Below are 22,390 nucleotides of genomic sequence, written 5' to 3' on the forward strand. Positions count from 1 at the left end.
TTTTGGTTTTTTAATATATATGTATTCCATGAAGGGGATCAAATGAGAGTCAAAAATTCTATCATTAATATATCCGCAGGTTTAGCAAATCAACTTATTATTACATTATTAAGTTTTATTTCAAGAACGGTGTTCATTAGCAGTTTAGGCATTGAGTACTTAGGAATCAATGGGCTCCTTTCCAATATATTGGCCATGCTGACTTTAGCAGAGGCGGGAATAGGGGCTAGTATCATGTACAGCCTTTATAAACCAGTAGCAGAAAATGATCAAGTGAAAATTAATGTGTTGATGAAATTTTATCGAAATGTCTATATGGTAATAGCCTTAGTTGTATTGTTACTTGGCTTATCAATTATGCCTTTTCTTGAATATTTCATCAAAGATTCAAATGTTGAAAACATTTATTTAATTTATAGCATTTTTTTGCTTAATACTGTTTTACCATATTTATATGTACACAAAAATTCGTTTTTAAATGTTTGTCAAAAGGGCTATATTGTAACGGGAATCTACTCTGTATCATCGATCGTATCTGCTTGTCTTAAAATAGGAATATTATATTTTACGAAAAATTATATTTTATATTTAGTGATAGACAGCATTATAACGATCATTACCTCTATTTTCTTATCTATTACAGTAAACAAAATGTATCCATTTCTCAAAAATAAAGTATCCAGTAAATTGGATGGTGAGACGAAAGGTAATATCATTAAAAATGTAAAGGCTATCGTATTGCAAAATATAGGCAATTACTTAGTGTTTGGTACTGACAATATCATTATCTCTTCATTTGTTAGTGTTGCGGCGGTTGGATTGTATTCTAATTATAATATGTTAATCGATATTTGCAGGACTTTTATCAATCAAGTTTTTAATAATATTTATCATAGTGTAGGAAACCTAGTGGCAAATGAAAGTACAGATAAAGTTTATAGTGTATATAAAGTATATATGCTTCTCAACTTTTGGCTATATTCGTTTTTTACTATAGGCTTGTACATTATGGTAGAGTCCTTTATTACTTTATGGTTAGGTAGAAAATTTTTAATGAGTGAAGGTGTGTTAATCATATTGATGATTATTTTTTATGAAAGAGGAATGAGAAACTCGATCACTACGGTGAAAACAACATCAGGAATCTTTCATGAAGATAGATACGCTCCTTTATATCAGGCTGCTGTGAATCTTGTTGTTTCAATTGTATTGGTTCGATATATCGGAATAGCCGGTGTTTTCATTGGAACCCTTATAAGTGCATTAGTTGTCCCATTTTGGACTACACCTTACTTAGTGTATAAAAAAGTGTTTCATATGCCTGTTAGTCATTACTTTCGTAAATATACTTATTATGCAGCTGTAGGTATGGGAACTTGTCTTATAACAAGTTTTATATGCAGCTTTATTTCATATAATGGGATTTTAAATTTGATATTAAGAGGAATGTTTAGTTTAGTCATTCCAAACTTAATTTATATATCTATTTTTTATAAAACAGATGAGTTTAAATATTTATTTGGCATTGTTAAAAATATTATGGGAACGTTGTTGGGGAGGTTTAAGGTGAATAAGAAAATTAGAAATGCAGGTTAAACAAGGATCATCTACTACTCTGAGTTTTATAATTTACGAAAGTATTTTTATAGTGGGTTACAATAAAGAAAACTAAGATAAGCATAGTTTCTTTAGTTTGTAGAATGGGCTTTTCTTTGATATCTAGTTTCTTATTGTTTTAGAACGGATTCTTGTGGAGTAGCCACTACTTGTTTGGTGTTTGCTCTTAAGAGATCATAGAAAGACATGGGGAAGAAAGGAGTACAATCATCGTGGAGATTTCAAAAAATGATACGAAAACTCTAAAAGGAGTAGCTATTTTATTCATGCTGCTTCTTCATTTGTTTGGACGGAAAGAGATTAATGGATTGTATGAAGTCTTTCCAATAATTAATGGAGTTCCTTTGATTTACTATCTAGGACTATTTGGCGATGCGTGTGTACCTATATATTGCTTCGCAAGCGGGTATGGATTGTTTGTGGTACATAGTAGGGAACAGAAATCTAACGTGATGAAGAATTTTGCACGTATCTTCAAGCTGCTGATTAATTTTTGGATAGTACTAGTACTGTTTGTTGGTATTGGGTTTCTTGCTGGCAAGGCAGAGTCTTTCCCAGGGAGTTTAGCTGAGTTTCTTCTTAATTTCTTTGTATTATCAAACTCATATAATGGAGCATGGTGGTTCTTGCAGACATATATCATCCTTGTGCTTTTAGCGCCTTTGCTTGTCAAGTTTGTAAGGAAATATAATTCTATTATGTTGCTGTTCCTTTCCGGTATTATCTATTTGGTGAGTTATGTTCAGCGTATAAAACATGTTTTCGACTTTGGTGATCATACAATCCTAAATATGTTTGTAAACACTATGGTATTGGTTGGTACGTCCTTACTGCCATTCATGATTGGTACCATTTTCGCAAAGGAAAAGGTTTATTCGAAGCTATACAATAAGTTTTACAGTTACTCTTATAAGAATATACTCTGTTTTATTGGTATAGTCATGCTGGTAATCATACATTCTCTTTACGAGTCCATGATCATTGCCCCATTTACGGCCATTGCCTTTATATGTTTCTTCAATCTTATGGATAAGAGCAGGTTCATACAAAAGGTATTCACCTTTTTTGGTGATCATTCGACAAACATATGGTTGACCCATATGTTTTTTTATATGTCGATTTTTCCGGAACTGACATTTGCGCCTAAATATCCGATCCTAATTTTTGCCTGGCTGCTCATATTATGTCTCATTTCATCATCTGTGATCAATTCTATATATAAACCCATTATACGGTTGGTTGACAAAAGGGCTTCCAATAGGCCTAAAGATTCCTCTAGTGTAGTTGGTCAAAAGACAATTTAAAAGTTCTATCGATTGTTTTAAAGATTTATCACCATTTCTTTCTAGGAGGAGATATCCATGAAAAAAGTTTTTCCACTTTTTTTTGCTGCAACTATTGCAAGTTCATCATTTGCTGTTTATGCACAAGCGGGTGAAACCAAGCAAGTGGTTGGAGCCGGTCAAACAGAAGGTGAAATGACAAAAGAGAAAAATTCACTGGAAGAAGTAAAAGAGTTAACATTAGAGGATGTTATAAGAAGGGGAACAGAGAATAGCAAAAATCTAACAGTTTTACAACTTAACTTAGAAATAATAAAAAATCAAATTTTAAAAGCAAACTATGATAAAGATAAGGCTGCTCAAGAAATTAAAAAATTAGAAAATAAAATAGAAGATTTAAAAGATGAAAAAGAACGTTTATCAGTAGCAAGTAAAAGAAGTATAAATATTGAAGACAGAACTAAGTATAGGGAGTCTATAGAAGCGTTAGAAGATCAAATTAAATCTTTAGACACGTTGATTAAAAAATTAGAAGCAGGGCAATTGCAGCTGCAGTTTCAAGAAGAAGAGGTAAAAGAAGGCGTCCGGCTGATGTTAACTTCTTCCTATACAAACATCTTATTGCTTCAAGAGCAAATGGGTGTCACTAAGAAATCCCTGCAATCAGCAATAAATGCGGTCAATAAAGCGCAACGTTTATATGATCTTGGCAGAGTATCGAAGGAAGCTGTCCGTCAAGCTCAATTAGCTCGAGAGAATGTGGAGAAACAGCTGAAAGATCAAGAAAAAAGCTATGGTCATACAGTGGCTGATCTTAGTTATGAGATTGGTGTCGCCTATAACCCGAATGTGATAATGAAGCCTATTGAATTTAAAGCGACCGATTTTGCACAGCCTACGGATATCAGCTTTTTAATTGAACATTCATTTAAGATGAAAAAAGCTCAAAAAGATTTAGAATCTGCTATTTTAGAGCGCGATAACGTTTATAAAGATTACGAAAATGGCGATGCTAAGGTTACGATTTATGACAAAGCTCAACAAGATTACCAAGTGAAAATTGCTGAAGAATCATTTGCTTCAACAAAAGATCATATAGCGACCGCAATTAAACAATTATATCAAGCTGGGGAAGATTCTTATTCCTCATATGAAGAAGCGGTTCGTCAATTAGAGAATAAAAGAAAAGATTTGAATGGCTTAACAATTCGTTATAAGTTAGGAAGAGTTTCAAAATACGATTATGAACAAGCACAGCTTGGGCTGGAACAAGCAGAACTAAAAGTTTTTACAGCTAAAGTTCAAAACTATACAATCCAACAATCCATTGCCGCTTTACAAAGGGGATATGTTCAATAAAAAGTAAGTAGCAATGTTACTTACTTTTTTTATTTTTATCAATAACCGTGATCATAAATGTTAGAAAATCGTGCATCCCAATGAACGAATTGAGGTGCTTTTTTTGTTTCCAAAAACTAATTAGCCTGGCTTCAAAAAATTAAAGATAACTGGAGGGAAGGGATTTATGAAAATTCTAGTCACAGGCGGAGCGGGGTATATCGGAACACATACGTGTGTGGAGCTGTTAAATGCGGGTTATGAAATCGTGGTGGTCGATAATTTTTCGAACAGCAAACCGGAAGCTTTAAAACGTGTCAGCGAAATTACAGGTAAGGATTTTCCGGTTTATGAAGCCGATTTGCTGGATAAGGATGCGTTGAGTACCATTTTTTCTGAAAACGAAATTGAGGCCGTGATTCATTTTGCAGGGCTGAAGGCAGTTGGGGAGTCCGTTACCTTGCCGCTTTGGTATTACGATAACAATATTACCGGCACGATTCGGTTATGTGAAGTCATGAAAGACTATGAGGTCAAAAAGCTAGTCTTCAGTTCTTCCGCTACTGTATATGGAATGCCGGAATCTGTCCCTATATCCGAAACATTTTCACTTGGAGCAACGAATCCATATGGGCGCACAAAGCAGATGATTGAAGAAATCTTGCGTGATCTGAATGTGTCTGACCATGAATGGAGCGTTGCTCTTTTGCGTTATTTCAATCCTATCGGCGCGCATAAAAGCGGACGCATTGGTGAAGATCCGAATGGCATTCCAAACAACCTTCTGCCATATATCTCGCAAGTGGCTATCGGGAAATTAAGTGAGCTAAGCATTTTTGGCAACGATTATCCAACTCCTGATGGTACCGGAGTCAGGGATTATATCCATGTTGTGGACCTTGCCATCGGTCATTTGAGAGCGCTTGAAAAAATATTGGTATCAAATGGTGTAGGAGCCTTCAACCTTGGTACGGGAAATGGATATAGTGTATTAGAGATAGTGGCTGCCTTCGAAAAAGCATCAGGCAGAAACATTCCATATAAGATGGTGGAACGCCGTCCCGGTGATATAGGGGTTTGCTATGCAGATCCGACAAAGGCAAGATTAGAACTCGGCTGGGCTGCTGAAAGAGGAATCGAAGAGATGTGTGAAGATTCATGGAGATGGCAGTTCAATAATCCGAATGGGTACGAGGAAGAGATTGAACAGCTAACGGGAATCGGTGTGAGAGAAGGATAAATTGGAAAGCATTCTCTGGAGCCGCCCTAAAAACAAGTCATCTGACATAATGATGCAAATGCAAAGAAAGAAAATCGGTACATTACGAATGGGTGATTTTCTTTCTATCTAAATTTCTAGACTCTTAGACTGCAGGAATGGGGTTAAATAGATGAATATTTCTGATAAGCTAACTCAACAGCAATTTCGAGAAATTTTATTCAATATATACAAAAAAGGTCAAGAATCAGAAAAGATGGAAGTCATAGATTTAATAAACGAAATTAAGCAACAAATTATGTCGGTGATGAATATATCCAAGTAAAAGGACATAGAAAAAAAGATATAGTGGTAGGCCTGAAAGCGACAGTTTACTCCTATATTTAGAGAAAATTCAATGATCGAGATATGTGGGGGATTTTGATAGAAAGTGATCTCCCAAAATCTTGATGAGGAGCATGGTTACACATGAAGCGACTTTTTGATTTGTTGGTTTCTTTGTTGTTATTAATGTCTTTCTTTCCCATTATCATGATCGTGGCAATCCTAGTTAAATTAAAGCTGGGATCTCCTATCATCTTCAAACAACAACGCCCCGGACTGCATGGAACTCCTTTTTATGTGTGTAAATTCCGGACAATGACGGATGCAAGGGATAATGGCGGCCAACTATTGCCCGATCATATTCGATTAACGTCATTTGGAAGATTCCTTAGAAAATATAGTTTAGATGAATTACCGCAGCTATTAAACGTTGTGAAAGGCGACATCAGTTTAGTTGGACCGAGACCGCTGTTAATGGAGTACTTGCCATTATATACGGAAGAACAGGCGAAACGGCATAATGTGAGACCTGGAATTACGGGCTGGGCTCAAGTGAATGGAAGAAACGCGATTACGTGGGAAGAGAAATTTAAGCTGGATGTATGGTATGTAGAGAATCAATCATTCTTACTTGATATGAAAATATTAGTTCTAACGATCATAAAGGTGTTTAAATCTGAAGGAATCAATCAAGACGGTCATGTAACGGCGGAGAAGTTTTACGGAACAAACTCATCTGCGAAAAGGGGTAACGGATGAAAATTGTCATTGTTGGAAAAGGCGGTCATAGCAAGGTCATTAAAGATATTATCCTATCAAACAAAGAATATAAGATTGTCGCCTATTTAGATGATCGATATGAAGATGTCACGATGATCGATGGCATGTATTATGGACCGATTATGGCAGCACAAAAGATGATCGGTTACTTCGACGATCTAAAATTCGTTATAGCCATCGGGAATAACAAAATTAGAAAATCAATCGTCGGACAGCTAGCCCTTTCTGAACGTGATTATGCCACATTGATACATAGCAAAGCTGTCATTAGTCCAAGTGCGAAGATCGGGAGCGGTACAGTTGTGATGGCTTCTGCCGTCATTAATACGGATGCGGAAATTGGTCATCACGCCATTATTAACACAAATGCGGTTGTGGAACATGACAATAAAATAGGCGATTTTGTGCATATTTCTCCAGGTGCCACCCTTACAGGCTCTGTTACGGTAGGAGAAGGGACGCATATAGGGGCATGTGCTGTCGTTATTCCAAACGTTCAAATTGAAGAATGGTCTGTTGTTGGCGCCGGAGCAACGGTTATACATGATATTCCAACAAACTGTACGGCTGTTGGTACTCCGGCCAAAATTATAAGAAAAGAAGCTATTGGGGGTGTGTGAAATGAACATGGTTAAAAATAAAAAAAGAATCTATTTATCTTCTCCACACATGAGCGATAATGAGCAAGCGTATATTAAAGATGCTTTTGATACAAATTGGATTGCGCCGCTTGGCCCGAATGTCGATGCCTTTGAGAAAGAGCTTGCCTCCCATGTTGGGGTGAAAGATGCGGCAGCGGTCAGTTCCGGCACGGCAGCCATTCATTTAGCCTTAAGGTTGCTGGATGTGCAAGCAGGAGACAAGGTGTTTTGTTCAAGCCTTACCTTTGTCGCAAGTGCGAATCCGATTGTTTATCTAGGAGCTGAACCGGTCTTTATTGATTCAGAACCCGAAACATGGAACATGTCTCCAAAAGCGTTGGAACGTGCCTTAAGTGATGCGGCGAAAGAAGGAAAGCTGCCAAAAGCGGTGATCGTCGTCAATTTATATGGCCAGAGCGCTCAGATCGATGAAATCCTTTCCGTGTGCGAGCACTATGATGTTCCTGTCATAGAGGATGCGGCAGAGTCGCTTGGTTCTAGATACAAAGGTAAAGCGAGCGGAACATTCGGCAAGTTCGGGATTTATTCCTTTAATGGCAACAAAATTATCACCACATCCGGCGGAGGCATGCTTGTTTCCAATGATGTTGAAGCATTAACAAAAGCACGCTTTTTGGCAACTCAAGCTCGGGATCCGGCTCCCCACTATCAGCACAGCGAGGTAGGCTACAATTATCGCATGAGCAATATTCTGGCGGGAGTGGGAAGGGCGCAGTTAGAAGTATTGGAGGATAGAGTGGAAGCCAGACGATCTATATTTGAACGGTATTATCAAGAATTGGCCTACATACCTGGCATTTACTTTATGCCTGAATTGGAACATACCCGCTCTAATCGTTGGCTTACAACCTTAACAATAGAGGAAAAAGAAGCGGGTCTTTCTGTCGAATCATTGTTACAATCATTGGCTGAAGAAAACATTGAAGCCCGCCCTGTTTGGAAACCGCTTCATATGCAGCCGCTTTTTGAAGGAGCTGCATACTATTCTCATAGCGAAAGTGAACATGTATCGGAACAATTATTTAAAACGGGTATTTGTCTGCCTTCTGGATCGAATATGACAGAAGAAGACCAAATGAGGGTTATCGATTGTGTTAAAAATTCTTTAAGAGTCATCAAGGTTTAACTTATGAAACAATCTTCTCTTCATGATGTTTTGCCTTTCTATAGTACTTTTCTTTTAACTGAATATCGAGACAATCTTTATAGAGGGTGTAACAGTAAGCATACATGATGTTATGATAATGGTACCTAGTTTTTTTTATTGCAGCCGTTAAAATTGAAAACATGGTACATTACCTCCACATTAAATGTTACGATTGCAGATATGGATGAAGCGAAGACGACAATGGGGCAATAAAGAAATACGGTTTCTTCGCCATCTTTTACCATCTTATGATGAGCATTCGTGATTTTTATCTTTAATTTACACTAGAAAGCTATCATAAGTCCAAAACAACATTTTATAAAGGAAACGATCATCTTCTTCAAAAAATAAAGAAGTTACAATCGGTTTAAAAGCTTATTCAGAAAGTTGGATATTTCGTGCGTAACAAAATGAAAGTAAAAAAAACATTGATCGGTACGTTCTTTCTAGTCATCATTTTGTTAATCGGTCTCGTTTATTTTTATGCCGGGAAGTTTTTAGTGATCGATGAAAAAGCTAAAAAATCCGATGTCATCATCGTTTTGAGCGGTGATCGAGGTGCTAGAATCGAACAAGGTGTTGAACTTTATCATCAAGGATATGGCAAATATATCATGATTTCGGGTGGAACGGTTTATGATGATGTGACGATTGCTCAGCTGATGAAGGATCACGCCATGAAATTAGGAGTGCCGGAAAGAGCAATCGTGATGGAAGATAAGGCCGACAGCACGTATGAGAATGCTGTTTTTTCAAGAGAGCTGGTTCAAAAACTAAAATTCAGATCAGCTATTGTCGTTTCATCTAATTATCATATGAGAAGGGTCAAGATGCTGTTTGACAGGGAGTACAAACATGGTCATGTGTCTTTGTCTTATGCAAGTGCAGCAGACCCTAATTTTAATCCAGAGCATTGGTGGTCCAGCAATAAAAGTTTAATGACAACCATCACGGAGTATATAAAATTAGCAGGCTATGCTCTAGGTAAAAATTCATAAATCTGTTTCAAGATCCTTCTTAAGAAGGGTCTTTTATTTCGCTAACGGGGTACGATAGTTGAATACGAGTGGAGCAGTTGCTGATAGTAATGGCATATAAATGTTAACGGTTACAAATGTAATGACGCTAACTTTATCCCGTGACTTATCATATATATTCTATACTTAGTTGCGTGAAAGAATCATCAATCATACTGCCCATATTTAGCAACTTTCATAGGACGGATAAATTCTTTGGCTCCCTTTATATGAATAGCTTATTTTTATGTAAGAAAACTAAATGTTTTTTAAAAGATAAGGGTGAAGATGAGGTATCAATCATGATTGGTAAAAATATTTCCAGAATACGAAAACAAAGAGGATTTACACTATCTGAGCTTGCAGAAAAATCTTCAATTTCTAAATCTTATTTAAGTAATATTGAACGTAACCTAAATAAAAATCCATCTATCCAATTGATGGAAAAAATTGCGGCGGTTTTGCAGGTCGATCTCCAAAAGCTGCTTAAACCTGAGACAGAGTTAGAGCTAATGGAGCAACCGGTTGAAGAAGAATGGCTTAGTTTAATCCATGAGTTAAAAGAAGCCGGGATTGATAAAGAGGATGTTCAAGATTATAAAATACTCGTTGAATTTATCAAATGGCAGCAGGAGAATAAATTAAATTGAACGAAGAAAAAGGATCTCTTTGAAGAGCTTATAACCAAGCGGATGAAAAATACCACAGCAACAAAACCTGTTCCTTGTTGAGTACATGGAACAGGTTAGTTGGCTTCTTTTTGGGGCCATAATAGTGACCGGAATACTTTCTTGTGCTTATGTGGAGGAGAATCAATATTAGATTTTGAAAAAGTTATACATAAGACAGGCAGTTACACAGTTTAGGGATAAAGTTTATCATCTACGGTAAATTTTTTATATTTATATTTTTTCGTCAATTGTAACGGGATGTAGACTAAATAAAAGCATATTGATATCCTGATCTCTAAATTAATTTATAGATGAGCTTCTAGTGTAAGGATACAAAAAACGAATAATGGACTTTTTTCATGTGTCCATTATTCGGGTCATGGTTTGATTTGAGAAGTGTTTTACTGCAGTTTTTTTACAGTGACTTTTAAGTTGATGTTTTCTGTATGTTTTATGACGATTGAATTATTATTTGTTATAAATATGATAGGTCGTACAATTTCAGATGCAGGGGATACAGAGAACACATAGGGTTCCAACGTATTCAGGTTATGGTGAACTATAGCAGAGTATTTATCACCATCTGCCTGTAACATTACATTTTCTTTGTAAGTGTCATCAATGTCATAATTCACATAGATTCCTGGGTCCGGGGCAGGTAAAATGATGTCAGTGAATACATTATCTGATGATATAAATTTAATCATAGGATTGATGCTGTTATAGTAACGTAGATTTAATGAAGTGCTGCCGCCGGTGTATTTAAATTTGCATTCTTTTAGAAATAAAGTAAAGACAGCTTTTACAATTGTTTTATCATGGGAGATTAGATAGGAAAAGTTGGGGTTCGAAATCTCAACATTACATCTATTTAATTTTATCATGCCGCTTGGTTGGTTAAAGTCCGTTGCAAATAGATTGCTCACTGTATTTGCTATTAGGTCACAATCCTCTAATATAGTTGTTGCGGGAAAACCTGGAGTGTTTATATTCCCAACCTTTACTACGGTGTCTATAAATTTGGATTTAGTAACTTTTACTTCCCGGTCTTTTGTAAGAAAAATATGATTTATTAATACGCTGTTAGTATATTCACAATTATCTATTGCCACTTTTTCACTCTTAGTCGTCCCATTAGGGGTTTGGATATTAATCCTTAAATTGTTAAAGGTACACCCACTTTGTTTATATACCTTTAAAGTAATATCTCTTACGGTTGTTGAGTCAATAATACAGCCTTCCATTTTGTTGGCTGTAATGGAGGGAGTTCCAGAAACATTAGCATACTTAATACGATTATTTCTAAAAACATTGTTTATATTGCTGTTCCCCATGTTTATAGTAGTAACGTCTATAAAATTATTATCTGTTACGTTTATCTGATATGAATTGTTGGTGCTGAAAGACATATTTCCACCGTGCATACTATTCTCTGAAATATTAACATATGCATTTCCGAAATTAGAACTCATCAATCCAATAGTAGTTGCACAATTATAAATGACGTTTCCTCTAACATTCGTATATAACAAGCTATAAAGATTGATACCTATAGAATCCATGTTATAAATATGGTTATTTTCGATTTGAATGGAATAACATCCAGCCAATATTCCGTGATTACTGCCATACAAGAGGTTATTTCGAATAACACAGTTATCACCATACGAATCTTCTTGATTTATAGCATATCTTGTGGAATCACTAAATATAGGCTTTCCGTCCAAGAAGCTATTGGTCCCTTTACCATTGTCTCTAACTACATTATGCTGTACTACATTATAGCTTCCTCCGAGTGTTATACCTCCCCTGTGTCCATTGTATATTTCATTATATTCAACTACGTTATGGTGAGGGATTAATCCAAATTTCAATGTAATTTGTAAATTCTTAGATGGGTTTGTTTCGTTGAAAAAAAGCATTCTCATTTTTGCGGCACCCACGGGTATTGAAATATCTGTGTATATTTTCTTTTTCTTCAAAACTCCAATAAAAGTATTATCCGCCTTATAAAAGAAGACATCTACTTCTTTAGTATTTAAAGCTGTTAACCTTGTATAACCGGCCCCTGCTATTTGAAATTGGGAAAACTGGGCATCCGTAGGTATATTAATAAACCCTGTTGCTAATGTATTAGTTGAAGGAGTGGTTTGTCCTGTGGTGTAGTCTAAAGAGTTTAATGAAAGATTCATATTAAATTCCGCTAGTTCCCTAATTGCCGTACTAGAAAAAGTTATATTGTCTCCCATATAATCTCTTACAATGCAATGTTTGATAGAAGAGTATCTCGTACTTTTTTGAAAGACGACACCGTAAGAAGATTCCACTTTTCTTTCTTCGGCTGCATTTGAAAAACTTCGATCATCCCTGCATCCTATAATGGTGCCACCAATTAGGTGGGCATTTGTTACATTTTCAAATATTACACTGTTTCCTGTAAACTTGTAATAATCGGTGGTTGTTCGAGTGTCAAATGGCGATTTTCTGTCCGAATCATAAATGACTTTTAATGTTGATCCGTTTAAGTTGAAGGTCATGTTGCTGACCATTCTTATGGCTCTTGGATAACATAAAGCATATTGTCCTCTAGGCAGAACTACATCAGTAAAACCATGATTATATGCATACTGTATAGCATTATTGATACCTTGAATGTTAGTATCGGCCATAATATAATCTGCATCAGTATAAGGTTTGCTTGATAATCCCTGTTTTATGTTCCACCTATCAAGTTCTATAATATACATCCTCTAACACTTCCTTTATGTGAGATTCTAAAATGTCCCTGGATTTCTCTTTTTAGTTGGGGATTAACCTAAATATGAATATAGATAAATGATGCTTTTGGAATAGGACTTATATATAATATGAATTTGTTTTTTTCTTTGTTTGGACAAATTGTAGGGTTTTTGGCAAATGCATTTCTAATTTGCATGATAAAAAAGTAAAGGGTGAAAGTAGCTAAATAAAACTATTACAAAACTGATTGGAGGAATGTTAATAAGAATAAGCGAGGGAAAAGAATTTTTGAGGGTTTTAGGAAATTTGTATAGTAAAAGAATTGAAAATAAGACAGAAAAAGACCTGTTCCTTGTCTCGTGCATGGAACAGGTCAGCCAGCGTCTCTCTTAACGAGAAAATTAAAGTATAATCTCGAACTCTCTCATCATATTTTTCTCTAATTAACCTTTGTTTTCGGAATCTACCTGAACAGCATTGTTTTTAAAAAGCTGTTACACCGCTTTTTAAATAATTGGAGATATCCCCTAAAAAGGGAGCTATGGTGGTTCTTTAATTCCAACTCAAAGGCTAATTCGACTTTAGAAGGAAGCAGCCATCTACCTATAGTGATTGTGGTATGTTTGACTGAATCAAAGTCGAGAAATTGAAAGTAAGCAAAATTTATATATTGTGTTATGGATTTAACGTTTGTATTTCTAATTGCTTCATATTCCCACCATAAGTTTGTTCTTTTTTTCAGAGAAAGCCCCTTTTTCTCTTCTAATTGCGGGAATTGGTAATACACAATCGATAATGTTCTGATTACTCTTTTAAATGTTTTATGTGAAGCAGCATCCTTGAATAGCCTACTGTAATCCAGAGTTTCATGGAGAGAGCAGATCATTTGAATGATATCGATAAAATACTTCAGCGAATTCATGTTATGCTTCCAGCCATGTAGACAGATCATATAAAACGTATGGTAATCGGATAGCTCCATGACATAGTTGTAAGGCTTCAGGGGCTTTGCCTCAATCCAAAATTCTTCTATCCGAAGGTTGGAGGTCTTTTCTTTCAACAGAGTCCAATGGATTTCCACTGTCAGCGGAACCGGGGAACCGGGTATATGTTTACTGAAGCTGCAATGGAAATGAGAGGGGATATATTCCTCCTCTGTTGTATAGCCGAGTGATTTCACACAATCAATTGCTTTTTCAAGGTCAGGTATTTTTATTAATAAATCAATATCGGATGTGCCTCTTGCACCTAAATGGCCAAAGTATTTTTCAGCAAACGTGATACCTTTAAGCGGAATAATAGGAATTCCAGCATTTTCAAATTCTTTAAAGATGAGCTCCATTTGGTTTTTTATGAAGAGGTTTTGGTATAACGCTTCATTGTACTTTTGCTTTAGGAATTCTTGAAAAAATATTGGTGTCTGCTCAAGTTTTTCTTGTTGTTTTAATAGATGATAAATCTGAGAAGAAATGGAGAAAAACTCAATATCTTCGATGGCTTGTTTATAAAACTCCTCGTCACTCGGTAAAGAGGTTCGAGAATCATATAATGCTTGTATTAAATCAACAGCCAAGAAATGTGGCTCCTTTCCGAAAAAGATCTAAGTATTTACCGCTGTTATATAAGTTTCTTCAGATGACTGAGAGGCTTGTGTATCATATAGGCTTCGGTATACTCCATTCCTCGCCATTAGTTCTTCATGGCGCCCCGTTTGCACAATCCTTCCTTCATCCATGACAATAATCAAATCAGCGTTCTGGATGGTTGATAATCGATGGGCAATGACAAGTGTCGTACGGTTTTCCATTAATCGATTTAAAGCTTCTTGTACTTCATATTCCGTTTTGTTGTCCAGGGCAGAGGTAGCCTCGTCCAGCAAGAGCATAGGGGCATCCTTTAAAATAGCCCGCGCTATCGCGATCCGCTGCTTTTGGCCGCCTGAGAGCTTTATGCCTCTTTCCCCAATTTCGGTGTCATACCCATCCGGAAGAGATAGGATGAATTCGTGAATGCTGGCAGTTATTGCGGCCTTCATCATCTCGTCCTCTGTCATATCGGGACGTGCCAACATTAGATTTTCTCTTATGGTCCCGCCGAAAAGAAAGGTTTCCTGAGGAACATGGGCGATTGAGCTCCTTAGCTCAGACGGAGACAGCGCCTCAATCGGTCGATCATCCATGACAATACGGCCAGACTGCGGTTTGTAAAAACCTTGAAGCAGGTTGAATAACGTCGTTTTCCCGGCTCCGCTCGCACCGACAATGGCCGTCACTTTTCCTGCCGGAACAGTCAGATGAAAATGATTAAGAATCTTTTTCTGTCCGTCATAGCTGAACACAATGTTTTGGAATTGAATGAACTTTAAAAGGGGGTTAGGCGTAGTATAGGCGGTTAGCTCCGTTGATTCAGTCGGAAGCCCCAAAATCCCCAAAATTCTCTCCACGGCTGTAACCGACCGTTGGAAGCCTGCCCACTGTCCGGCGAGCCCTGTTAGCGGGTAAACTAAATGACCTACGAGATTAATGAAGGTTAACAGCGAACCAACCGACAGGATTCCATCAGAGACAAAATACGCTCCTAATCCCATACTTACAAGAAAGGTGAGGGAACTGATGGTCTGGCCTCCTGCATAAAACCAGCCATTCAGTTTCGTGTTGTCTAACTCTAAAGAATAGAGTTCTTGATTTAGAGCCGCAAATTTTTTATAAAACAGCTTTTCCAGCGTAAACGAATGTATAACCGAGGAACCAAGAAATGTTTCGTTAAGCAGGTGGTTCGTCCTGCCTAATAGACTGTGAATCAACCTGCTGTTGCGCCGAAGCAGCAGGCCGAAAACAACCCCGGCTAGTGCGGCAACAGGGGCGATCAACAGACTCAGTAAAGCGAGCTTCCAATTAATATAAACTAAATAAATGAATACGGATATGTAGATCAAAGGAAGTCGGATTAGATTAATGAGACTCGCACCTATAATCCCATCAATACTATGAATATCATTCGTAAAATGTGACAACAATTCCCCTGAGCGGAGGTTAGAAGCATCTTTAGCTCGGAGAAGCAATATATGCTTAAATAAATGAGCCTTTAAGTCTCTTTTGACTCCGTTTGTTGCCACAGACTCAAAATAAATGTCCAAAAACCCTGATGTAATGCTAATGAACGTGAGGAGGCAGCCAATCGGGATTAACCATTTAATGCGCTGAAGGTTACCTTGAACGGCCGCATCAAGGATATTTCCAAAAAACCATGCAAAAGCCAGGGTCAAAACGATATTAACGAACAACAAGAAAAAGAGAACGATATATGATTTCCGTTGTTTCATAATGTAAGGCATTAAGAAAGAAAATGTTTTTTGAACATCGCTCATGGCGAAGTACGGTTTAATGACAGCTAGTATTTCCTGTTTTTTTCGTGTAATCATAGGGACACTCCGGAAAAATTTAATGTGTTATGCTTCTTTTCTATTAAAATGTATTCTTAGTAATGGAGGCTAAATGAACGGTTTATCTTCCACAGAAGTCAAAAGTAAAGAATACTAATGACTTCAGTGAAAGGTATTAACTTATTACTTACTTCCTGCCATTACCATTACCATTACCCGGGGCTCCAGCTCCACCTGGAGTAGGATTTGGATTAGTACTTGGCCAATTGGACCCGTTGTTGCCTTTTCCAGGATGATCTAGGTTCCCTTTTCCTGGATTCCAGCATTGGGCCGTCTCAAATCGAATCGGCTGACTGCTTAAGACCATGGGGCGACTGTAAATCTTGGGGGCATTGCGGGCTGTTGACTTCATTATTTTGCCTCCTAGAATAAAATGTGGTACTATAGTTCATTATAAAGAACGGATGGTTGGAAGTAAATATTCATGGAAAATATTTTAAGACCTGAATAATTATCATCTTATATCTTCATCATCTCCGTTTTATAAAATATTCTTTTTTGTTCTTTATAATGAATTCATAAAGTACATTTAGGAATCTTTCTTCGTGTTGAATTGCTTATTTGGGAAACAAGAAGGCAAGAGACTATCTTCATCCATTTTACTGCAAAATATATTTACAAAGAGAATAGAACGGATTAAAATGAAAATGTGTTCATTATAAAGAACTATTTTGTGTATTGTTCTTTTTGGAGAACTAACAACAAGGCTGGATGGTGATGTTGAGAAAATGAAAAGGCTGTTTTCATTACAAGTAGAATCCAATATGAAATATAGGAGTTAATCGTATGCAAAATATAGTAGTTAAAATAGGGGAGCATTTCGCTTCAATCTACTCCAAATCTGAAAGGCTCATTCGCTGGATCCAAACATATTTTCAAGTCATTGAGTGGATCCCTTCTTTAAAAACGAATTCACCTTATTTGCTCATTCATATTGAGGAAGGGTATGGCATCCCTTTTGTAGATTATCATGTGGAAATCGACTCCAATCCAAGCGGAATCATTTATCGGCGTGCTGACTATTTTCTCGAGGTTAACCACGATTATAGTGAAGCATCGATTTCAGTTTATGATGAGCTAGCTTTAAAGCATGCCTTACATAATCTGTACAGTGCTTTTATTATCCATAATCGGTGGGGGCTGTTAATTCATTCCTCCTGTGTTGAGCATCAAGAAAAAGCTTATTTATTTGCCGGTCAATCAGGGGCAGGCAAATCGACGGTTGCCCGATTATCGGCTCCTAGACCCATTCTCTCAGACGAAGCGACCCTTGTGAAAATAAATGAGAATCAAGTAACGGTATTTGATTCACCATTTCGCAGTGAACTGACGTCACCTTATCTTCCACATTCCTGTAATCTCTCGTCCATCTATCTTTTGGTTCAATCCCTGGATGTCAGAACGTCATCCCTTAAAAAGTCAGATGCCTTGTTGGAACTGATGGATAAAATCTTTTACTGGCATCACGATTCCTCAGAAACAGCAAAACTATTAAACATGTGCAAACAATTAGTAGAGCAAGTTCCGGTCTACAGGATGCATTTTCAAAAAAATGATACGTTTTGGGAGTTGATATCATGAGGACAAAATACGAATGTATACAAAATATCGATATAGTTGAGATCGATGATGAGTGGATCATCATGGATACAGAGAATTTTAGGGTTACCAAAGTAACCGCTATGGGCGCCTATATTTTAGAAGAAGTAAGGGAACAAAAAGAAATCGAAGCCATCATTGAAACGATCGCAGCCAACTACGATGTGGATGGAAATATTGTGAGGGCAGATGCACTAGACTTTTTAGAGGAATTGAAGGGGATAGGTATACTTAAAGATGAAAGAACAGCAATTTCCAATAGCTAGTATAAAATCTTTACTTAAAAAGAAAGGATGGATTGAAATCCCATCCTCTGGAGTCAGCATGTATCCTTTGATCAAACAGGGGGATATTTGCAGATTCATTCCTTTAGATAGTAAAAGCAAATTGAAAAAAAGTGAAATTATTTTATTTGTGTGTGAGGATGGACGGTTAATAGGACATAGATATTACCGCACTTTTGTGGAAAATGGTGTGTCTTACTATGTATTCAAGGGAGATACGAATGTTTTTCCTGACCCCCCTGTAGAGGGATCCCAATTAATTGGGAAACTAGTTTTAATCAAGAAAAAAAAATTTAGGATTAATCCGCAAGGCTCTTTTTCTCAATTATGGGGATCTATTGTTTTTGCTTTTCCTCTTGTGCCCAGGTACTGTAAAAAATATCTTTCTTTAAAAAGCCGCTTAAGGGTATAGGGCAAGGAGCCTCATATACCTAAAATCAAAAAAATACTTAACATTATAATTAACAGTGCTATAATATCAGGTCAAAAAGCTACATATCTATTTTGTTTTAAAGAGTGGATTTATTTAATGATCACCACTTTATGTTGATTGTTTATTTCTATATTGGCAAGAAACGTAAATTTAAAAATCAGAAAAATGTTCTATATAATCAATAAACATGCTGTTAATAAAGAACAATAGAAAAGGATTATCAGATAAAAATCGATTATACTGCACTATAGGTGTTATCACATTTGAAACAGCTTAGTCGGTAACTAGTAAGGGTCATTGGGCATTTCAATGGATTAATAATTGTTGGCAAACAGGATGGGTTAAAGAATAATTGAAAATTTTATTTAGTCTTAACATAAAAGCTCTCTCAACATTAGGGGGCTTTTGTTTGTCTTATCCTTTTATCTTTCATTAATCCTATTCTTTATTCAAATTATCTGCAAAATATATTTACAAAGAGAAAGGGAATGATTAAAATGATAAGTGTGTTCTTTATAAAGAATTTTTTATAAAAATTATTCTTTTTTAAGAACTTTTTGTGCGGTTAGATGGTAATATCAATAAAAAGAGGTGAAGAAATGAAAAAATGGTTAAGCTGTACTTTAACGCTTCTTGTATGGTCTTCAACCGTTCATACTGGAAGTGTGATTGCGACAGACGAGGTGGGGAATGATGGAAAGGCTCTTCAACAAGCGATCCAACAGGATGCAACCGTTTATGAGTTAGATAAAAGAGAACAACAACGCTGGAAAATCTCAAATGATGGAACTCATCCCGTTGAAACAACCAAAGGAATGAACGAAGCGTTAAAATGGGCTCACCAAAACGGTAAAACCACCTTCAAAGTACCGGCTGGCACTTATTTAGTGGATAAAAACAGTCAAATTAATATGGTTAGTAATATGACATTTTGGTTAGATGATCAAGCCGTTCTTCAAAAAGAAACCAACGGAAAAGAACATTATGTTACCTTATTTGTCGGATATGGTACCAACAATGTAACACTAAAAGGAGGAACGTATAGGGGCGATAAAGATACCCATGATTATTCTGGTAAAGATTATCCTTATTCAGCAGGTACACATGAAAGCGGCTATGGAATCTTATCGGAAGGAGCCATCAATCTAACGATAGATGGTGTGAAAGCGGAAAATTTCACAGGCGATGGTTTATGCATTGGCGGGAAAGGGACAATGATAAAAGATTTGTATGCAGGCCATTTTGAATCAGGGGCGATTGACTCAAATGGCAAATTGGTATCAGATTCAACCAAAATTCGAATAAAAGAACCTTTGAGCTTTAACAATCCAATCTTTAAAACAGAGCGTGGGTTTGAATTTTCTAATGCGCAAAACCTTACTTATACCTTTGATGTTTATTTTTATAAATCAGACGGAACGTTTCTATCAAGCTTAAAGAATCAAAAAGTCCGGCAGATCATGCAAATACCTGATGGGGCAAGTTATTTTCAAGCTGTTTTTAACAAATCTTCAGCAGCAGGAGCTTATGTAGAGTATTGGAATAAAGTTGTGTCCAAAAATGTGGTTGTGAGAAATTCTGAATTTGCGTTTAATCGAAGACAAGGGATCACAGTCGGCGGAGGAGATCATATTGTTATTGCCAATAATGAAATCCATGATATAGGAGGAATAGCTCCCCAATCAGGGATTGATGTAGAAGGTGGGTTTGGAGAAAATGGCCATCGAAACAGTAATATCTTTATAAAAGATAATAACTTCTACAAGAATCGTGCCTATGATGTGATTTTATTTGACGGGCAAGACGCAACCGTTGAAGGGAACCATTTAGGTTCAAAAGGAGCGATCGGTTTAGCAATCTCAACTCCATTTACTGGAGCAAAGGTCAAAAATAATCACTTCGATGGTACAAGAATCATAGCATATCATGATGCAACGTTTATTGATAACAAAATGAATGACTCCTTTACACTTTTTGAAGGACCAAATATCACTATTGATAGAATGACATTTACCGATTCACTATTCAGTATTAGCAGTAAGGTTCCGTTTGGCGTAAAAGCCTCTAATATTACGATCTATAATACTAAGAAAAGTGATTCAGGGTTATCTGTATGGTCTAAACCTGTCTGTTTGAGTAATATTACGATAATCGGACAACCAGCGTTGCGTGCAATTGGAGGCGGCTCAGAAGAAGGCAGTATTTTTGATAATTTAAAAATAATCGGCTATAATTCCGCATATAATTTAGACCTTCCAAGAGGAACGTATAACAATTGCGTGTTTGAGGCAGCAGCAGGGGGAAATGGAGAGCCGGCAGTGAATAAATCAGGTAAATATGTGTTTAATGGATGTTCGTTTAAAACAAACGGAATGGGTCTAGGCATTTATCACAAAGATGCAGATGTAACGGTGAAAAATTCAACCTTCAATATACTAGGAAATGCACCTGCGCTATCTGTTCAGTCGGCTAAAAAAGCGATGATAGAAAATAATACAATAAACGCTAACCACTTAACAAATGCGGACACAGAGATTATCAAAATAAACGATTATTGGCAAAGAACCAATCCTTACGATGTGTTAGATGCCGTCATAAAAGGAAATACCCTTACATCAAATATGATAGCAAAAGGGATTTCAACCATTTATGCGGGCATAGGTGCCCCGGGTTATACAATCGAAAACAACATTTTATACAACGCAAAACTCCATTTACGTAAGACAGATCGAAACATCAACAATCAAGAATTGATAAAATGAGGATGACCCAAATGGTATAAAAGGCATACCATTTGAGTCATTCTCTTGAAAGGACCCGTCATGAAAATCCAGCGAAATCAAGGGATTCATGGACGGGTTCTTTCAATAAAAATCATATTTTGTGATCTATTCGGAACTTACGGGACAGCCCTATTTATTGACAAATGTAAGGGTGCTGCCTGGAAGCGGATGGAATGGTGAAAGACCTCACTTAATAACATTCATCATCCTCCAGCAATTATGGTAGGTGAAAAAACAAGGATAGGGGAAATAAGATGTTTAAAAAAATTCTTTTAATCATAACAATAGGAGTATTGTTCACAGTTACGATTATGTTGAAGGTTGCCGGGGACTTTCTTGTTATGGATGAAAAGCCAGTGAAATCCGATGTGATCATCGTTTTAAGCGGTGGAGGGATTGAGCGTTTAGAAAAAGGCGTTGAGCTATATAAGAAAGGGTTTGCCCCTTACTTCATGATTTCGAACGGCCAAGAAGACGGATTATACGAAGCTGCACAAAAAATGGGAGTGCCTATTGATTCCATTATTTTAGAAAATAATGCAAGTAGTACGACGGAAAATGCATTATTTACGAAAAAACTCATGATGAAGCATAAATTTCAATCAGCTCTTGTCGTCTCCTCAAACTATCATATGAGAAGAGTCAAAACGAATTATTCAAAAGCGATTAAGAATACTGGAATCAAACTGGTATATTGCTCTGATGATAGTGATGAATATGACCCTGGTAGATGGTGGGCAACAAAAGAGGGAAGGCAAACCACCTATATAGAGTATATTAAGCTGGTTGGCAATTTCTTTGGATTTCACGGTAACGATGCTAAGAAGGAATTAAAGAATATGTTCTCATTTCATTGAACGAATGGCGCCCTTTCTAAACATTTTATTTACAAAAAATTTATCATATACGTATTGAAGACAAACGTTCTATTACGTAGTATATAGATAAATTCACCTCATCTTCAGTCAAGTAATGGAAAAACTACCCCTAACACCTCGTTTTAGGATCAAATTTGCCGCTCCCTCTCTTTAAACCTATCAGTTAAGTAACACA

At 36.6% G+C, this 22,390-nt stretch carries 18 protein-coding genes; 14 read left to right on the forward strand and 4 right to left on the reverse strand.

Translation table 11 applies throughout. The features are described from left to right. Positions 1-42 precede the first annotated feature (42 nt). The 9 genes from ACFOU2_RS15340 to ACFOU2_RS15380 all read left to right on the forward strand — a co-directional run bounded on the left by ACFOU2_RS15340 (position 43) and on the right by ACFOU2_RS15380 (position 10,036). Complete coding sequence (locus tag ACFOU2_RS15340; RefSeq protein WP_377916594.1) at positions 43-1,596, forward strand: lipopolysaccharide biosynthesis protein; 1,554 nt, start codon at positions 43-45, stop codon at positions 1,594-1,596. Between the two features lie 233 nt (positions 1,597-1,829). Further along, positions 1,830-2,921 carry an acyltransferase family protein gene (locus ACFOU2_RS15345; protein ID WP_377916596.1) on the forward strand — a complete coding sequence of 364 codons (1,092 nt, stop codon included), beginning with the start codon at positions 1,830-1,832 and terminating at the stop codon, positions 2,919-2,921. 57 nt (positions 2,922-2,978) lie between these two features. Further along, positions 2,979-4,259, forward strand: a complete 1,281-nt coding sequence (locus ACFOU2_RS15350; protein WP_377916598.1) for a TolC family protein — start codon at positions 2,979-2,981, stop codon at positions 4,257-4,259. A gap of 166 nt (positions 4,260-4,425) precedes the next feature. Continuing rightward, a complete protein-coding gene (gene galE, locus ACFOU2_RS15355) occupies positions 4,426-5,478 on the forward strand; it encodes a UDP-glucose 4-epimerase GalE (protein WP_377916600.1) in 1,053 nt (350 codons plus the stop codon). A gap of 447 nt (positions 5,479-5,925) precedes the next feature. Next, positions 5,926-6,540 carry a sugar transferase gene (locus ACFOU2_RS15360; protein ID WP_377916602.1) on the forward strand — a complete coding sequence of 205 codons (615 nt, stop codon included), beginning with the start codon at positions 5,926-5,928 and terminating at the stop codon, positions 6,538-6,540. Beyond that, positions 6,537-7,181 (forward strand): acetyltransferase, encoded by a 645-nt coding sequence (locus ACFOU2_RS15365; RefSeq protein ID WP_377916604.1) that lies wholly within the window; start codon positions 6,537-6,539, stop codon positions 7,179-7,181. The genes ACFOU2_RS15360 and ACFOU2_RS15365 overlap by 4 nt, the downstream gene beginning before the upstream one ends. Position 7,182: 1 nt before the next feature. Then, entirely contained in the window at positions 7,183-8,349 is a 1,167-nt protein-coding gene (locus ACFOU2_RS15370) for a DegT/DnrJ/EryC1/StrS family aminotransferase (protein ID WP_377916606.1), read from the forward strand. 419 nt (positions 8,350-8,768) lie between these two features. Beyond that, positions 8,769-9,368 carry a YdcF family protein gene (locus tag ACFOU2_RS15375; protein WP_377916608.1) on the forward strand — a complete coding sequence of 200 codons (600 nt, stop codon included), beginning with the start codon at positions 8,769-8,771 and terminating at the stop codon, positions 9,366-9,368. Positions 9,369-9,688: 320 nt separating this feature from the next. Continuing rightward, positions 9,689-10,036: a helix-turn-helix domain-containing protein gene (locus ACFOU2_RS15380; protein WP_377916609.1), complete on the forward strand. Its 348-nt coding sequence runs from the start codon at positions 9,689-9,691 to the stop codon at positions 10,034-10,036. Positions 10,037-10,458: 422 nt separating this feature from the next. Here the strand turns inward: ACFOU2_RS15380 and ACFOU2_RS15385 are convergent, their stop codons facing one another. The 4 genes from ACFOU2_RS15385 to ACFOU2_RS15400 all read right to left on the reverse strand — a co-directional run bounded on the left by ACFOU2_RS15385 (position 10,459) and on the right by ACFOU2_RS15400 (position 16,590). Then, positions 10,459-12,804, reverse strand: coding sequence for a right-handed parallel beta-helix repeat-containing protein (locus ACFOU2_RS15385; RefSeq protein ID WP_377916610.1), 2,346 nt, complete (start codon positions 12,802-12,804; stop codon positions 10,459-10,461). 455 nt (positions 12,805-13,259) lie between these two features. After that, entirely contained in the window at positions 13,260-14,369 is a 1,110-nt protein-coding gene (locus tag ACFOU2_RS15390) for a nucleotidyltransferase domain-containing protein (RefSeq protein ID WP_377916612.1), read from the reverse strand. A 27-nt stretch (positions 14,370-14,396) separates the two neighbouring features. After that, positions 14,397-16,217 carry an ABC transporter ATP-binding protein gene (locus ACFOU2_RS15395; protein WP_377916614.1) on the reverse strand — a complete coding sequence of 607 codons (1,821 nt, stop codon included), beginning with the start codon at positions 16,215-16,217 and terminating at the stop codon, positions 14,397-14,399. A gap of 148 nt (positions 16,218-16,365) precedes the next feature. Continuing rightward, positions 16,366-16,590 carry a hypothetical protein gene (locus ACFOU2_RS15400; RefSeq protein WP_377916616.1) on the reverse strand — a complete coding sequence of 75 codons (225 nt, stop codon included), beginning with the start codon at positions 16,588-16,590 and terminating at the stop codon, positions 16,366-16,368. Positions 16,591-17,024: 434 nt separating this feature from the next. On the opposite strand from ACFOU2_RS15400, the gene ACFOU2_RS15405 reads away from it, so the two are divergent. From ACFOU2_RS15405 to ACFOU2_RS15425, 5 genes are all read left to right on the forward strand, one after another. After that, positions 17,025-17,819, forward strand: a complete 795-nt coding sequence (locus ACFOU2_RS15405) for a hypothetical protein (protein WP_377916618.1) — start codon at positions 17,025-17,027, stop codon at positions 17,817-17,819. Beyond that, complete coding sequence (locus tag ACFOU2_RS15410; protein ID WP_377916620.1) at positions 17,816-18,103, forward strand: PqqD family protein; 288 nt, start codon at positions 17,816-17,818, stop codon at positions 18,101-18,103. Before ACFOU2_RS15405 ends, ACFOU2_RS15410 begins: the two co-directional genes overlap by 4 nt. Next, positions 18,075-18,533 (forward strand): hypothetical protein, encoded by a 459-nt coding sequence (locus tag ACFOU2_RS15415; protein WP_377916622.1) that lies wholly within the window; start codon positions 18,075-18,077, stop codon positions 18,531-18,533. The genes ACFOU2_RS15410 and ACFOU2_RS15415 overlap by 29 nt, the downstream gene beginning before the upstream one ends. A gap of 620 nt (positions 18,534-19,153) precedes the next feature. Further along, on the forward strand, positions 19,154-21,316 hold the full coding sequence (locus tag ACFOU2_RS15420; protein WP_377916624.1) for a right-handed parallel beta-helix repeat-containing protein: 2,163 nt from the start codon (positions 19,154-19,156) through the stop codon (positions 21,314-21,316). 275 nt (positions 21,317-21,591) lie between these two features. Then, positions 21,592-22,194 carry a YdcF family protein gene (locus tag ACFOU2_RS15425; protein ID WP_377916626.1) on the forward strand — a complete coding sequence of 201 codons (603 nt, stop codon included), beginning with the start codon at positions 21,592-21,594 and terminating at the stop codon, positions 22,192-22,194. Positions 22,195-22,390 lie beyond the last annotated feature (196 nt).

The organism is Bacillus songklensis (assembly GCF_042649685.1).
In the GTDB taxonomy this organism is placed as follows: Bacteria; Bacillota; Bacilli; order Bacillales; family Bacillaceae_H; genus Bacillus_BA; species Bacillus_BA songklensis.